At 54.9% G+C, this 15,618-nt stretch carries 11 protein-coding genes; 7 read left to right on the forward strand and 4 right to left on the reverse strand.

What is annotated here, in order from left to right:
- Positions 1-37: 37 nt before the first annotated feature.
- The 4 genes from gluQRS to thpR all read right to left on the reverse strand — a co-directional run bounded on the left by gluQRS (position 38) and on the right by thpR (position 2,868).
- Positions 38-928, reverse strand: a complete 891-nt coding sequence (gene gluQRS, locus SK50_RS06375; protein WP_023303096.1) for a tRNA glutamyl-Q(34) synthetase GluQRS — start codon at positions 926-928, stop codon at positions 38-40.
- Between the two features lie 59 nt (positions 929-987).
- The gene (gene dksA, locus SK50_RS06380) at positions 988-1,443 is read right to left on the reverse strand and encodes an RNA polymerase-binding protein DksA (protein WP_001155232.1); all 456 of its coding nucleotides are present in this window, start codon (positions 1,441-1,443) and stop codon (positions 988-990) included.
- A 176-nt stretch (positions 1,444-1,619) separates the two neighbouring features.
- Entirely contained in the window at positions 1,620-2,324 is a 705-nt protein-coding gene (gene sfsA / locus SK50_RS06385) for a DNA/RNA nuclease SfsA (RefSeq protein ID WP_017694492.1), read from the reverse strand.
- Complete coding sequence (gene thpR, locus SK50_RS06390; RefSeq protein ID WP_003856249.1) at positions 2,314-2,868, reverse strand: RNA 2',3'-cyclic phosphodiesterase; 555 nt, start codon at positions 2,866-2,868, stop codon at positions 2,314-2,316. The genes sfsA and thpR overlap by 11 nt, the downstream gene beginning before the upstream one ends.
- Positions 2,869-2,941: 73 nt before the next feature.
- Here thpR and hrpB point away from each other — a divergent pair, with 73 nt between their 5' ends.
- The 7 genes from hrpB (at position 2,942) to fhuA (ending at position 15,592) form a co-directional block, all read left to right on the forward strand.
- Positions 2,942-5,371, forward strand: coding sequence for an ATP-dependent helicase HrpB (gene hrpB / locus SK50_RS06395; protein WP_032620933.1), 2,430 nt, complete (start codon positions 2,942-2,944; stop codon positions 5,369-5,371).
- A gap of 152 nt (positions 5,372-5,523) precedes the next feature.
- Positions 5,524-8,049, forward strand: coding sequence for a bifunctional glycosyl transferase/transpeptidase (gene mrcB, locus SK50_RS06400; RefSeq protein ID WP_015572709.1), 2,526 nt, complete (start codon positions 5,524-5,526; stop codon positions 8,047-8,049).
- A 272-nt stretch (positions 8,050-8,321) separates the two neighbouring features.
- On the forward strand, positions 8,322-8,930 hold the full coding sequence (locus SK50_RS06405; RefSeq protein ID WP_015572710.1) for a fimbrial protein: 609 nt from the start codon (positions 8,322-8,324) through the stop codon (positions 8,928-8,930).
- Between the two features lie 43 nt (positions 8,931-8,973).
- Complete coding sequence (locus SK50_RS06410) at positions 8,974-9,687, forward strand: fimbrial biogenesis chaperone (protein ID WP_032682231.1); 714 nt, start codon at positions 8,974-8,976, stop codon at positions 9,685-9,687.
- Between the two features lie 20 nt (positions 9,688-9,707).
- The gene (locus SK50_RS06415) at positions 9,708-12,185 is read left to right on the forward strand and encodes a fimbria/pilus outer membrane usher protein (RefSeq protein WP_047728719.1); all 2,478 of its coding nucleotides are present in this window, start codon (positions 9,708-9,710) and stop codon (positions 12,183-12,185) included.
- A 44-nt stretch (positions 12,186-12,229) separates the two neighbouring features.
- Complete coding sequence (locus SK50_RS06420; RefSeq protein WP_223826492.1) at positions 12,230-13,177, forward strand: fimbrial protein; 948 nt, start codon at positions 12,230-12,232, stop codon at positions 13,175-13,177.
- A gap of 204 nt (positions 13,178-13,381) precedes the next feature.
- Positions 13,382-15,592: a ferrichrome porin FhuA gene (gene fhuA, locus SK50_RS06425; RefSeq protein WP_015572711.1), complete on the forward strand. Its 2,211-nt coding sequence runs from the start codon at positions 13,382-13,384 to the stop codon at positions 15,590-15,592.
- The last annotated feature ends 26 nt before the right edge of the window (positions 15,593-15,618 follow it).

Raw genomic sequence — 15,618 nt, forward strand, 5'->3', positions numbered from 1 at the left:
ACCTCGTAGTGTGTTTTGTTATCAAAAAAGCGGCTAATCATAGCTCAGCGCAACGCATTTGAGAATGCTGGATTTTTGGCACGGCCATAAGCGTCCAGTCAGCAATGGCCGTTTTCAGCAATTCATCCAGACTCAGATCCTGCCATTCCTGCGTTACATTCTGGTTGAGAAATCGCAGCGCGTCGATCAAAACCGGGCGCGGATCGCCGTCAGGCAGCGCCGGGGCATGATTCTGTTTCGATAGCTTATTTCCCTGTTCATTGACTGCCAGCGGCAGATGGATGTAATCCGGCACCGCCCAGCCAAACTGCTGGTAAAGCGATATTTGCCGCACGGTAGGCTCAACCAGATCCGCCCCGCGCACGATTTCCGTAACGCCCTGGAAATGGTCATCGATAACCACCGCCAGGTTATAGGCAAACAAACCATCACGACGGTGAATAATAAAATCTTCACGCGCCAGGCGTTCATCCGCCTGAATTGTTCCTGAGAGTACGTCGGTAAACTGCGTCACCGGAGAACGCTGTATCAGCCGTACGGCGGCATTCTCAGGACCGTTGTGCCGCGTACGGCAGTGGCCGTCATAAACGCCACCTACGCTCTGAATACGCGCCCGCGTGCAGGTGCAGTTATAGGAAAGGCCCTGTTCAGCAAGCCACGCCAGACGTTCACGGTAGGCATCATGGCGTTGAGACTGCCAGAGTACGTCGCCGTCCCAGTGAAGACCGTAATGTTCCAGCTGACGCAGAATAGTGTCTGCTGCACCGGGAACTTCACGTGGAGGATCGATATCTTCAATGCGGACCAGCCATTGACCCTGGCGGGCGCGAGCCTGTAGGTAGCTGCCGAGCGCGGCAATTAATGAGCCGAAGTGTAATTCACCGGAGGGAGATGGCGCAAAGCGCCCGATATAGTGAGATTCAGACATATCAACGGTAACAAGGCGGGAGAGACTCCCGCCTTAGCTGAGTAGTGAGAGGGCAGGCGTTAGCCGGCCATCTGTTTTTCGCGGATTTCTGCCAGCGTTTTACAGTCGATGCACAGATCGGCTGTTGGACGCGCTTCCAGGCGACGAATACCGATTTCAACACCGCAGGATTCGCAGTAGCCAAAATCTTCGTCCTCGACCTTCTTCAGCGTTTTTTCGATCTTTTTGATCAGTTTGCGCTCGCGGTCACGGTTACGCAGTTCGAGGCTGAACTCTTCTTCCTGAGCGGCACGGTCGACCGGGTCCGGGAAGTTAGCAGCTTCATCCTGCATATGTGTAACGGTGCGATCGACTTCATCCCTGAGTTGATTACGCCATGCTTCAAGAATACGCTTGAAGTGCGACAGCTGGGCTTCGTTCATATACTCTTCGCCCGGCTTCTCTTGATACGGCTCCACCCCAGCGATGGCGAGAATACTCAGGGACGATGTTTTACGGTTTTGCCCTTCTTGCATGTTGCTTCTCCTTAACACGCACTATCGATCCCCGTGTTGGGGGAAAAATCAGGTCGCTATAAATAGCAGATGCTTTTCCGTATGGCAATTATCTAAACGTAACACTTGACAACCCTGTGAGGAAAAGCGTATTTGCGCACGCGGCCAGAACACTTATTAGTCAATCGTCTAATCCCTTATAAGACAATGGGAAGAGAGGATCTCAGAGTCATATTATCGGCAGAAAGTTCCGCTTTATAGGCGAAAATCTCTACCCCCTGCTTTTGTGCCTCATTCAACAATTGCGCGTATTTAGGATCAATATGACGGGCCGGGGAAAACCGTTCAATGGCTGAATGCAGAACCGCAAACAGCAACACGGCGCGCTTGCCCGCCGCCGCTACACTCATTAGCTCTCGCAGATGCTTCTGGCCACGTAGCGTTACCGCATCCGGAAAGAAGCCGTTTTCCTGTTCCGCTAACGTCACTGATTTCACTTCAATATAGCACTCAGGGCGGTCTTCCGCCTGTAACATAAAATCAATTCTGCTGCCTTCATCGCCATATTTCACTTCGCTTTTTTGCGTGCCGTAACCCACCAGTTCAGGAAGCATTCCATTTGTCAGGGCTTCCTTAACCAGCTGATTTGCGCGCAGGGTATTCACGCAAATAAATGCCCCGCTTTGCGTCTCGGTCATTTCCCAGGTATGAGGATATTTGCGTTTAGTATTTTCTGATGTGGAATACCAGACCGTGTCACCCGGCGTGGCGCAACCGGTCATGGCGCCGGTGTTAGGGCAGTGCAGCGTGAGCGTTTCGCCCTCAGGGGTGATCACGTCAGCGAGAAAGCGTTTGTAACGCTGGATCAGCGTGGCGGGCTGGAGTGCAGGGCTAAACTTCATCAGGATTCCTTAACGTGTCGCCCAGCGTCCAGCGCTGAAGCGGAGTATAGCGGGTGCGTCCTTGTACAAAGGCAGATTCGTACAGCGCAAATTCATTCACCTGAAAGGACCAGTGAAAGCCCGGTGGCGGGATGGCAACGGCCTGACCCGCATCGCGCAGCAGGGTAATGTGGGGATGAAACGGCTGCGGGCTCTGATAACAGCCGCTGCGCGCGGCCTGCGCCCGCAGCATGTTGGCGAGCTGTAGCAGTCCGCGAGGGGGCTGCCGCGTCCCCAGCCAGACCACCCGAGAGCGCAGCCATTGCCCGGCATCGTCAAGATGCAGCGTAAACCCCGGCTGCGAAATGCGTCCGGCCATTGCGCTTAACGCGCGCTGCTTTTCAGCGCTTACTTCACCAAGAAAGGCTAACGTCAGGTGCATATTGGCGGCGACGACGGGGCGGCCCGCTTCTGCGGGGAAGTGGCTGGCGCGCCAGCGAACAATCTGCCGTTGAAGCGTGGTGGGTAATTCAATGGCGAAGAATAGCCGTTTTGACTCAGACATGCGCAAGACTCGGTAATGATATGCGCCGATGCTACAATGTACGCCGATTAATGTTAACCCTCTGGAGCCGTAAGTGTCCTCTTTGCCCGTCGCCGTCGTCCTTCCTGAGCTACTCGCAGCCTTAGAACATGCGCCACAGGTTTTGCTCAGCGCGCCCACCGGAGCGGGTAAATCCACCTGGCTGCCCCTGCAAATTCTGCGCGAGGGGAGCATCAGCGGGAAAATTATCCTGCTGGAGCCGCGCAGGCTGGCGGCGCGCAATGTGGCGCAGCGCCTGGCTGAACTGCTGAATGAAAAACCGGGCGAGACGGTAGGGTACCGGATGCGCGCCGAAACCTGCGTTGGACCGTCCACGCGGCTGGAGGTGGTCACCGAAGGTATTCTCACCCGTATGCTGCAAAACGATCCGGAGCTGACCGGCGTCGGGCTGGTGATCCTTGATGAATTTCACGAGCGCAGCCTCCAGGCCGATCTGGCCCTTGCGCTGCTGCTCGACGTTCAGCAGGGGCTGCGCGACGACCTTCGGTTGCTGATTATGTCGGCGACGCTGGATAACGAGCGGCTCCGGCAGACGCTCCCTGACGCGCCGATGATCTCCTCTGAAGGGCGTGCGTTCCCGGTCGAGCGCCGCTATCAGCCGCTGCCTGCCCATCAGCGTTTTGACGAAGCGGTTGCCATCGCCACCGCCGAATTGCTCCGTCAGGAACCCGGCTCGCTGCTGCTGTTTTTACCCGGCGTAGGCGAAATCCAGCGCGTACAGGAGCAGCTGGCATCCCGGGTGAACAGTGACGTTATGCTGTGCCCGCTCTACGGCGCGCTGCCGTTGGCTGACCAGCGCAAGGCGATCCTTCCCGCACCGGCGGGGCAGCGCAAAGTGGTGCTGGCAACCAATATCGCGGAAACCAGTTTGACCATCGAAGGCATTCGCCTGGTGGTGGACAGTACGCAGGAGAGGGTGGCCAGTTTTGATCCGCGTACCGGGCTGACCAGGCTACTGACGCAGCGCATCAGCCAGGCCTCAATGGTGCAGCGCGCAGGGCGAGCAGGGCGTCTTGAGCCGGGTATTTGCCTGCATTTAACCAGCGCCGAGCAGGCGGAGCGTGCGGCATTGCAGAGCACGCCTGAGATTTTACAAAGCGATCTCTCCGGGCTGGTGATGGATCTGATGCAGTGGGGCTGCCCGGACCCTGACCAGCTCACCTGGCTTAATCCTCCGCCTGTCGTGAACCTTTCCGCCGCGCGCAGCCTGCTGACCCAGCTTGGCGCGCTGGAAGACGAGCGACTGACGGCGCGCGGTCAGAAAATGGCGGCGCTGGGCAACGATCCGCGTCTGGCGGCAATGCTGGTGGCAGCACAGGGCGACGATGAAATTGCCACGGCGGCAAAACTGGCGGCTATTCTTGAGGAGCCGCCGCGCGGTGGCAGCAGCGATCTGGGACAGGCCTTTTCTCGCCATCAGGGAAACTGGCAACAACGCGCGCAGCAGCTGTGTAAACGCCTGAATTGCCGGGGCGGTTCGCCTGACAGCGATAAAGTTATCCCTCTGCTGGCCCAGGCCTTCCCGGACAGGATCGCGCGCCGTCGCGGGCTGGATGGTCGCTATCAGCTGGCAAATGGGATGGGCGCGATGCTGGACAGCGATGACGCCCTGACGCGTCACGAATGGCTGATCGCGCCGCTCTTGCTCCAGGGCAGCCACTCCCCGGACGCGCGTATTTTACAGGCGGTTGCCGTGGATATTGACGCCCTGACGCGTGCCTGCCCGCAGCTGCTTCAGCAATCTGACATCGTGGAATGGGATGATGCCCAGGGCACGCTGAAGGCGTTACGTCGTAGCCAGATTGGCAAACTGACGCTCGGGACGAAACCGCTGGCGAAGCCGTCGGAGGAAGAGTTACACCAGGCGATGCTGAACGGCATTCGGGAAAAAGGGCTGAGCGTACTGAACTGGACGCCGGAGGCCGAACAGTATCGCATTCGCCTGCATTGCGCCGCGAAGTGGCTGCCGGAACAGGGGTGGCCAGCGGTGAATGATGAGACGCTGCTCGCGACGCTTGAACAATGGCTGTTGCCGCAGATGAACGGCGTACACTCGCTGCGCGCCCTGAAGGCGCTTGATGTTAAGGCAGCGTTACAGAATTTACTGGACTGGTCGTTACGTCAACGTCTGGATAGTGAACTGCCTGGGCATTACACTGTGCCAACCGGGAGCCGGATTGCCATTCGTTATCATGAGGATAATCCGCCGGCGCTGGCGGTTCGGATGCAGGAGATGTTTGGTGAGGCCACCACGCCATCCATCGCTGAAGGGCGCGTGCCGTTAGTGCTTGAGCTGCTTTCGCCTGCGCATCGTCCCTTGCAGATCACCCGCGATCTGGGGGCGTTCTGGGCGGGGAGCTATCGTGAAGTGCAGAAAGAGATGAAAGGGCGATATCCCAAACACGTCTGGCCGGACGATCCGGCGAATACCGCGCCGACACGGCGCACGAAGAAATATTCGTAATGGATCGAAAAGGGGAGTGCGGCCTGATGCCCTCACCCCGGCCCTCTCCCACAGGGAGAGGGAGAAACAAACTTTGAGAGATTTCTTCTTTCACTGACCTGTGCAAGATAAGAAAATCTGGCCTTTGCGCCTGAATGTTGCGGAGAAAAAGCATGGCGGGGAATGACCGCGAGCCAATAGGACGTAAGGGAAAGCCGACGCGTCCGGCGAAAGAAAAGGTAAGCCGTCGTCGCCTCAGAGATGAGGAGTATGACGATGACTATGAAGACGATTATGAGGATGAAGAACCGATGCCACGTAAAGGGAAAGGCAAAGGGCGTAAGCCTCGTGGTAAGCGCGGCTGGTTCTGGTTGCTGCTGAAGCTGTTCATTGTTTTTGTTGTCCTGATCGCGATTTACGGCGTTTATCTGGATCAGAAGATCCGCAGCCGTATCGACGGGAAAGTCTGGCAATTGCCTGCGGCAGTGTACGGTCGCATGGTGAACCTTGAGCCGGACATGTCCATCAGCAAGAACGAGATGGTGAAGCTGCTGCAAGCCACGCAGTATCGTCAGGTCACGAAAATGACCCGTCCGGGTGAATTTACCGTCCAGGCGAAAAGCATTGAGATGATCCGCCGTCCGTTCGACTTCCCGGACAGTAAAGAAGGGCAGGTGCGCGCGCGTCTGACCTTTGACGGCGATCGTCTGGAAACCATTGAGAACATGGATAACGATCGCCAGTTCGGTTTCTTCCGTCTCGATCCGCGCCTCATCACCATGCTGTCGTCCGCAAACGGCGAACAGCGCCTGTTCGTGGCGCGTAATGGCTTCCCGGATCTGCTGGTAGATACCCTGCTGGCAACCGAAGACCGCCACTTCTACGAGCACGACGGTATTAGCCTTTACTCCATTGGTCGTGCGGTACTGGCGAACCTGACCGCCGGGCGTACGGTGCAGGGGGCGAGTACCCTGACCCAGCAGCTGGTGAAAAACCTGTTCCTCTCCAGCGAACGCTCTTACTGGCGTAAAGCCAATGAAGCGTACATGGCCGTGCTGATGGATGCACGCTACAGCAAGGATCGTATTCTTGAGCTGTACATGAACGAGGTGTACCTCGGTCAGAGCGGTGACAACGAGATCCGCGGCTTCCCGCTGGCGAGCCTGTACTACTTTGGTCGTCCGGTAGAAGAGCTGAGCCTTGACCAGCAGGCACTGCTGGTGGGCATGGTGAAAGGCGCGTCGATCTACAACCCGTGGCGTAACCCGAAACTGGCGCTGGAGCGTCGTAACCTGGTGCTGCGTCTGCTGCAACAACAGCAGGTGATTGACCAGGAGCTGTACGACATGCTGAGCGCGCGTCCGCTGGGCGTTCAGCCGCGTGGTGGGGTGATTTCTCCGCAGCCAGCCTTTATGCAGATGGTGCGTCAGGAGTTGCAGTCTAAGCTCGGGGATAAAGTGAAAGATCTCTCCGGCGTGAAGATCTTTACCACCTTTGACTCCGTGGCACAGGACGCCGCAGAAAAAGCGGCGGTAGAAGGTATTCCGGCGCTGAAAAAGCAGCGTAAGCTGAGCGATCTGGAAACCGCGATGGTAGTGGTTGACCGTAACACCGGCGAAGTTCGTGCCATGGTGGGTGGCGCTGAGCCGCAGTTTGCGGGCTATAACCGTGCCATGCAGGCGCGTCGTTCAATTGGTTCACTGGCAAAACCGGCGACCTATCTGACCGCGCTGAGCCAGCCGAATCTTTATCGCCTGAATACCTGGATTGCCGATGCGCCAATTTCCCTGCGCCAGCCTAACGGCCAGGTTTGGTCACCGCAGAACGATGACAGACAGTTCAGCGGCCAGGTCATGCTGGTGGATGCGTTAACCCGCTCGATGAACGTGCCAACGGTTAACCTCGGAATGGCGCTGGGCCTGCCGGCCATTACCGACACCTGGCAGAAGCTGGGGGTACCGAAAGATCAGCTGCACCCGGTGCCAGCGATGATTCTGGGGGCGCTTAACCTGACGCCAATCGAAGTGGCGCAGGCGTTCCAGACCATCGCCAGCGGCGGTAACCGTGCTCCGCTTTCCGCTCTGCGTTCGGTGATTGCCGAAGATGGCTCCGTGCTGTATCAGAGCTTCCCGCAGGCAGAACGTGCAGTTCCGGCGCAGGCGGCCTATATGACGCTGTGGACCATGCAGCAGGTTGTCCAGCGCGGTACAGGCCGTCAGCTGGGAGCGAAGTATCCGGGCCTGCATCTGGCGGGTAAAACCGGGACCACCAACAACAACGTCGATACCTGGTTCGCCGGTATTGATGGTCGTGAAGTGGTCATCACCTGGGTGGGGCGCGATAACAACCAGCCGACCAAACTGTATGGCGCGAGCGGTGCGATGTCGATTTACCAGCGCTACCTGGCCAACCAGTCTCCGGTGCCGCTGAACCTGGTTGCCCCGGAAGATATCGTTGATATGGGCGTGGACGCATCGGGCAACTTTATTTGCGGTGGCGGGATGCGTACGCTGCCGGTCTGGACGACTAACCCGGATGCGCTGTGTCAGCAAAGTCAGCCAGAAGAACCGACAGGTAACCCGTTCGATCAGTCTTCTCAACCTCAGCAGCCGCAGCAGCAACAGCCGCAGCAGCAGAATGAGAAGAAAGACAGCGACGGTGTCGCCGGCTGGATCAAGGACATGTTTGGCGGAAACTAATTAGTTTCCTGAATAAAAGGCCGCTTAATGATTAAGCGGCCTTTTTTTATGTTTACATTCATTTATATTTAAAATTATTAAATTTAAAATGTAGAATTATTAATTTTTGCTTTTTTTCATCTAAAACAGAAAGTTGTGTCCGATTATTCGGGTGTTATCATTTTGCGATCTAGACGTGATGAAGAATAATCTGATTAAATCCTCTCCAGAAATTTACTGACCTCACAGGATATTCCTTAGAGGACTTCCCAACATTTTTGTATATATCAAGAATGGATATCTTCATCATCACATATAAGGATATTGTTATGAGTAAATATGTTGTTTCAACGGTGTTGGCCAGCACGCTTATGGCTGCACTCTCTCTGCCGGTATTTGCAGCGAATGATTCTGGTACGGTAAATTTCGCCGGAAAAATTGTGGCGGATACCTGTGAAATTGATGTTGATGGCTCGGGGTCCAATACTTCCACCGTCACATTTGCAGATACTTATCCTTCTGATTTTGGCACTGACGGTCAGGTCGGGACGTCGAAGGCCTTTAAGATTGAAGTGAAAAAATGCGATCCGCTGGTTGCCAAACTGAACCTCAAGTTCAGCGGCACCACAACGGATGCGGAATACAAGCGCCTGAAGAACGATCTTTCCGGCGCTGGCAATGCGACCAACGTTGGCATCATTGTCAGTAATGAAAATGGGACTAAGGGGGACGTGGTTTTCAACGGATCAGAACCGGAAGCCGGTACCGATGTTGCGAACGATGCCACTGGCGCCACAGCATCTGTCTTTAATTACACCGCGAAAGTTATTCAGGTTGGTGATAACAAACCAACAGCAGGTCACTACTCCTCATCTGCAACGTTCGAGGTTGTTTATCGCTAAATCTATTTTGGCAGCCTGAAAGGGCTGCCTTCTGGAACGTAGTATGAATTATTTATTAAAATTGTTAGGTGGATGTTTGATTATCTCTTGCTGTTCAGTACAGGCAAGTGTGGTTCTCGGTGGCACGCGAATTATTTATCCATCGAATAAATCCGAAGTACAAATAGCACTAAAAAATAAAGACCCTCATACTCGATATCTGGTGCAAAGCTGGGTGAGTTACCCCAATGATGCAAAAGCACCTTTCATCATTACGCCGCCTGTCTATAAATTACAGGAAAATCGTCAGACCCTTTTGCACATCATTTTTACCGGCGATAAAAAAAATCTGCCCGCAGATCGCGAATCTTTATTTCTGGCGAATGTGAAATCCGTCTCGGCGTTATCACCTGACTTAAAAGACAAGAATACGCTGCAATTCGCGATGAAAACGCGTCTGAAGCTGTTCTGGCGCCCTGCTGATTTGAAAGAAGCCGATGCCCTTCAGGCCTATGAAAAAATCACCTTCCGCCGCCAGGGTAACAGGCTCATTGCGAAAAACCCAACGCCGTTTTACGTCTCCTTTGGCGAGCTGGCCGTGGGCGGGAAAAGTGTCCCTGTGACTGACACAAAAACCACGCCGGGGGCAATTTCAATGATGGTCGCACCTTTCAGCGAGCAATATTTTTCTGTGCCTCAATCTGCAAACGGGCCCGTGACGTGGACTGCTATTAGCGATTTCGGCGCGCAAACCTCCCAGCGCAAGCAGGCTCTTTAAACACACAATGCTGGTACCCTATGTCGTCATCTCCACTCTACAAACAGGTTCTGAAGGGAATCGCGTTAGCGCTGCTCGCGATGATCCAGCCTGTGAGTGCAGATGACGAATTTAACCTGCGGATCCTTGAGATGGACACTCCGCTGGAAAACACCTCAACGCTAAAAAATTTCATCAATGATAATGGCTTACTGCCGGGAAACTTTCTGACGACCATTATGTGGGATCGGGATGTTCTGGATAAACGCACGGTGAGTTGGATCTTGTCTGACGATAAGCAGCGCCTGTTACCGGAGCTGACCAAAGCGGATCTGCGTGCATTAGGGGTAAAAGTCGACACGATCCCGGACATGAAAGATCTGGATGATGCGGCGATAATCGATGACATCTCCCATTTTATTGATAATGCCCGCTACGATTACGACCAGGATAATCAGACCCTCAAGCTGGTGATCCCGCAAAAATACCGCGATCAGGCTGCGGCCGGGGCTATCGAGCCGAAATTCTGGGATGACGGTGCTCCCGCCGCCTGGACAAGCTACCAGTTTAGCGGCTCTCAGCAGCACTACCGTTCTGGTGAAACGTCATCTGTATGGCTTGGTCTGGAGTCGGGGATCAACCTCGGGGCGTGGCGGTTGCGTAACAACAGCACCTGGAGTGACAACGCCGGTTGGGATGCAATCGCCAGTACGCTGCAACGTGATATCAAAACCCTGCAAAGCCAGCTTGAGATAGGCCAGACGTACACTAACGGCGAGCTTTTCGACAGCGTCCAAATGACCGGCGTGAAGCTGGAAACGGATACTTCCATGCTGCCCACCAGCCAGCAGGGGTTTGCCCCCGTGGTGCGTGGTATCGCAAATAGCGATGCAAAAGTCACCATCAGGCAAAACGGCTACACCATTTATCAAAGCAACGTCTCCCCGGGGCCATTTGAGATCCGCGATTTAAGCCAGGTCACATCCGGCGCGGATCTGGAGGTGACGGTGGAAGAGGCCGACGGCAGCGAACACAGCTTCATCCAGGCCAGTGCATCGGTTCCGGTGCTACAGCGGGAAGGAGCATTTAAATATTCGCTGGCGGCAGGGCGTTATCGCGGTAATGAAGGTGAGGACGAGCCCCCTTTTCTGCAAGGGACGGTCATTTACGGCCTGCCTTATGGCGTAACAACATACGCCGGCGCGCTCCTTGCATCGTCGTATCAGGCTATGCTGGCGGGAACAGGGGCCGATCTTGGCCGTTTCGGATCGGCATCCGTGGATGTGACCGCCGCCCGTACGGCTTTTGATGATGGACGAGATGATGCCCGCGGGATGTCATGGCGTGCGCAGTATTCCAGGGATATTCCGGATACAGACACCACCGTGACGCTTGCCAGCTACCGTTATTCCACCTCAGGGTTTTATACCTTTCAGGAAGCTGTCGACCAGCGTGACAGCGAGATTGACGATGGGATTTATACCTATCGGCGAACCAATAATCGGCGCAGCCGCATGCAGGTTAATCTTTCCCAACGCGTTTCGGACTGGGGATCGGCTTACCTTAATGGCTATCAGCAGGATTACTGGAACATGGCGGGACACGAGCGCAGCGTCAGTGCGGGGCTAAGCTCCGGCTGGCGCGGTATAACCTGGTCGGTAAGCTACAGCCTGACGCGTACGCCGGACGCCAATACCGATCGGCAAATGGCGTTGATGGTCAACGTACCTCTTTCACGCTGGCTAGCGAACGCATGGTCAACTTACAGCGCCAACACTGCCAGCGGTGGATTCGTTTCGCATCAGGTAGGGATCGGCGGCACGGCACTTGAGAACAATAACCTCAGCTATAACCTCCAGCAGACCTATGCCAGTCACGATACTGGCTATGGTGGCAGTGTATCCGGGCGCTACCGGGGATCTGCCGGTGATGTCGGGCTGGGGTATAACTACGGGGGCGATAACCGACAGTGGAACTACAGCGCGCAGGGTTCAATTGTTGCGCATGAACATGGAGTAACCCTGGGGCAATCCGTCCGCGACGCCTTTGCCATTGTCCATATCAAAGATGGCGATAACGTCAAAGTACAGAACGGGCGAGGGATCTACACCGATCGCTTTGGTAACGCGATTGTCCCTTCCCTGACGGCCTACCGGAAAAACGGTATTACGGTCAACACCCAGGATCGTGAAGATATTGAAATTGCCGCCGCTACCCAGGATGTTGTCCCAACAAAAGGTGCGGCCATCTCAGCGAATTTTGATGCACGAGTGGGGAAGCGTGCGCTTATCACGCTGCTTTTCCACGGCAAGCCGGTACCTTTCGGCGCCATTGTCACGCAGGAAAGTGCAACGGCTATCGTCGGTGATGAAGGAGAAGTCTGGCTTACCGGTCTGCATGAAGCGGTTTCCCTGAATGTGCAGTGGGGTGACGGGCGCGATCAACGGTGTGCGTGGGCGGGGGATCTCCCTCCCGGGCGCTCAGCAACTATTTTGAAAATGACGGTAAATTGCCAATGAGGCGTAGCAAAGAACTATTCATCAGCGCAATGGCTGGCCTAATCATGCTGTTTTCAGCTCCGGCATTCGCAACTTGTACATTTACGGGAGGCGGAAGTAGCGGGGGAATTGTTACCTTCAACATTCCCGCTGTCATCCAGCTTGAGCCAGACGTTCAGGTCGGTACCATTATTTATGACGCCAGTGTGGAATCAGGTGAAATTGCGCAAAGATGTGATGGTGATTCCGTTCGGGTACGTAGAGGCTATCTCTCATTGAGTGATGCTGATGCACGTGAAGATGTTTTACCCGGAGTGTATAAAACCAACGTGGCCGGGATTGGCATTCGCGTTGCAGCGTCTACAACCCAGTTCCCCAGCTATACCGAAGAAGACATTATCAGGCCGGAAACTTATCTTGGCACGATCAGAAGCTTTTCAACGAATTACAATTTCCGGGCTACCGCTCAGTTGATCGTTATTGGTGAAGTCGAAGAGGGCGATCTTAATACGTCCCTGTTAACCTCACATGAAACTTACGATAACGACGTGATAGGCGAAATTCGCTTTTCACCAACCAGTGTGCACATTACGACAAACACCTGTAACCTGGCGGATAAAAACATCTACGTGCCGCTGGAAACGGTCAATGCGCACGATTTTAACGGTCAGTATTCTGACATCCTGACCGACAGTCGTTTCAGGATTGATATTACGGACTGCGCCGCCGGGACAAAAATTGATTATCAGTTCACCAGTGCAGGGTCGACTGGCGTAACGGATGGCAATATCCTCAATATTGCTACCGGAGACAACGCTGCAAGCGGCGTAGGCATTCAAATCCTCGACAAGAACGATGCGGTGTTACAGTTCGACCAGAGCTACACGGCAATAACCCGTAGCCAGGACAACGTCCCGGTTGAGATCCCACTCAAAGCCCGTTACATCAAAACGGGAGAGGTTAAAGCCGGGAAAGTCGACGCCGTCGCGACTTTCGAACTCTTCTATCGTTAAGCCCACCGGCCCGTTTCGGCGGGCTTTAGCGATCATTTCGCTAACTTCATTAACCCTCTATTTTCATCTGGTTAATTCTTAAACCCTTAAATCTTGTAGGGCCGCATACTGCTTGCTATGCAGCCAACGTTTCGCATATTATTCTGCGGTCATAATAATAATTCTCGTTTACGTTATCATTCACTTTTCCATCAGAGATCCATCATGGCGCTTTCCAATACTGCTCAGCCAATTAACACGTCGCTGCGTAAAATCGCGGTCGTCGTAGCCACAGCGGTTGCCGGCATGTCTGCTTATGCTCATGCCGCCGAAACCCCGAAAAAAGAAGAAACCATTACTGTTACTGCCGCACCGGCTGCGCAGGAGAGTGCCTGGGGGCCTGCACCGACGATTGCAGCAAAGCGCACTGCAACGGCGACGAAAACCGATACACCGATCGAGAAAACCCCGCAGTCCATTTCCGTGGTCACACGTGAAGAGATGGACATGAAACAGCCGGGGACGGTTAAACAGGCGCTGGCCTACACGCCGAGCGTTTTCGCAACGCGCGGCGCCTCCACGACCTATGACGTGGTTTCTATTCGTGGTTTTACGACCTCCAGTACAGTGAACACCAACCAGTATCTGGACGGTATGAAGCTGCAAGGGGATAACTACTCTGAAGCGTCGATGGACCCATACTTCCTGGAGCGCGTAGAGCTGCTGCGAGGCCCGACGTCCGTACTGTATGGAAAAAGCCACCCTGGCGGCGTAGTGAGTATGGTCAGCAAGCGTCCAACCACGGAACCGTTAAAAGAAATTCAGTTCAAAATGGGGACGGATAACCTGTGGCAGACTGGGTTTGACTTCAGCGACGCGATTGATGATAACGGCGTGTGGTCCTACCGTCTGACCGGCCTGGGACGCAGTGAAAATGCGCAGCAGGAGATGGTGAAGTCTACTCGTTACGCGATTGCGCCGTCTTTCAGCTGGCGTCCTGATGATAAAACCGATTTCACTTTCCTGAGCAACTTCCAGAGCGATCCGGATGCGGGTTACTACGGCTGGCTGCCGCGTGAAGGTACCGTTGTGCCTTACTATGATGCTAACGGAAAGGCGCACAAACTGCCGACCGATTTCAACGAAGGCGATGAAGACAATAAGATCTCCCGTCGTCAGAAAATGGTGGGTTACAGCTTCGCGCATGAATTCAACGACACCTTCACCGTGCGTCAGAACCTGCGTTATACCAAAATCAATACGCTTTACCGTTCAGTTTACGGTAATGGCTATATCGCTCCGGCCCAGATCAGCCGTGCGTACGTGCGCTCAGATGAAGACCTCAACTCGTTCACGGTTGATACACAGCTCCAGTCGAAATTCGCGACCGGTGCCGTTGACCATACGCTGCTGACGGGGGTGGATTACCTTCGTATGCGCAATGATATTGATGCTGACTACGGTACCGCCGATCCGATCAGCATGAACAATCCGCAGCACGGCAATGCGAACGTCAATGTGAACTTCCCGTATGCCATGCTCAATCGTCAGGAGCAGACCGGGCTCTATGCGCAGGATCAGGCGGAATGGGATAAGTGGGTACTCACCATGGGTGGCCGCTATGACTTTGCAAAAACGTCTGCCTTTAACCGTAATAACGGGACCACCGCGGAAATTAACGATCAGGCATTTACCTGGCGCGGGGGGATTAACTACCTGTTCGACAACGGGATTACCCCATACTTCAGCTACAGTGAATCCTTTGAACCGCTCTCTGGCACCACCCAGGGCGGCAAACCGTTCGATCCGGCGCGCGGCAAGCAGTATGAAGCGGGCGTGAAGTATGTTCCGAAAGATCTGCCTGTTGTGGTGACGGCCGCGGTATATCAGCTGACCAAGAACAACAACCTGACCGCCGATCCGGCGAACCCGACCAGCGGCTTTAGCGTGCAGGGCGGTGAAATTCGCTCCCGTGGCTTTGAGCTGGAAGCGAAAGCGGCGGTGTCGGCTAACGTGAACGTAACGGCGGCCTACAGCTACACCGATGCGGAATATACCCATGATACCTGGTATGAAGGTCGTCGTCCGGCAGAAGTACCGCGCAACATGGCATCCCTGTGGGCGGATTACACCTTCCACGAGACGGCGCTGAGTGGCCTGACCGTCGGTGCGGGCGCGCGTTACATCGGTAACACGGTGACGTACTACTCCTCAGCGTCGCCTAAAGCCTATGAGTCCTTTAACGTCGCGGGTTATGCCCTGGCGGATGCGACCGTGAAATACGATCTGGCGCGCTTCGGTCTGCCGGGATCTTCCGTCGGCGTCAACGTGAACAACATCTTTGACCGTGAATACGTCTCCAGCTGCTACAGCGAGTATGCATGCTACTGGGGAGCAGGACGCCAGGTTGTTGCCACCGCGACCTTCCGCTTCTAACCTCTTTATGGGCACGGTTCGCCGTG

Origin of the sequence: Enterobacter sp. BWH64, from assembly GCF_001037645.1 — a bacterium.
Lineage (GTDB): Bacteria > Pseudomonadota > Gammaproteobacteria > Enterobacterales > Enterobacteriaceae > Enterobacter > Enterobacter hormaechei_C.

Coding starts and splice junctions, on each gene's coding strand:
- sfsA (WP_017694492.1), bottom strand. CDS start 2,324: ATGAAGTTTAGCCCTGCACTCCAGCCCGCCACGCTGATCCAGCGTTAC.
- SK50_RS06420 (WP_223826492.1), top strand. CDS start 12,230: ATGCTGTTTTCAGCTCCGGCATTCGCAACTTGTACATTTACGGGAGGC.
- SK50_RS06410 (WP_032682231.1), top strand. CDS start 8,974: ATGAATTATTTATTAAAATTGTTAGGTGGATGTTTGATTATCTCTTGC.
- mrcB (WP_015572709.1), top strand. CDS start 5,524: ATGGCGGGGAATGACCGCGAGCCAATAGGACGTAAGGGAAAGCCGACG.
- gluQRS (WP_023303096.1), bottom strand. CDS start 928: ATGTCTGAATCTCACTATATCGGGCGCTTTGCGCCATCTCCCTCCGGT.
- dksA (WP_001155232.1), bottom strand. CDS start 1,443: ATGCAAGAAGGGCAAAACCGTAAAACATCGTCCCTGAGTATTCTCGCC.
- SK50_RS06415 (WP_047728719.1), top strand. CDS start 9,708: ATGTCGTCATCTCCACTCTACAAACAGGTTCTGAAGGGAATCGCGTTA.
- fhuA (WP_015572711.1), top strand. CDS start 13,382: ATGGCGCTTTCCAATACTGCTCAGCCAATTAACACGTCGCTGCGTAAA.
- SK50_RS06405 (WP_015572710.1), top strand. CDS start 8,322: ATGGATATCTTCATCATCACATATAAGGATATTGTTATGAGTAAATAT.
- thpR (WP_003856249.1), bottom strand. CDS start 2,868: ATGTCTGAGTCAAAACGGCTATTCTTCGCCATTGAATTACCCACCACG.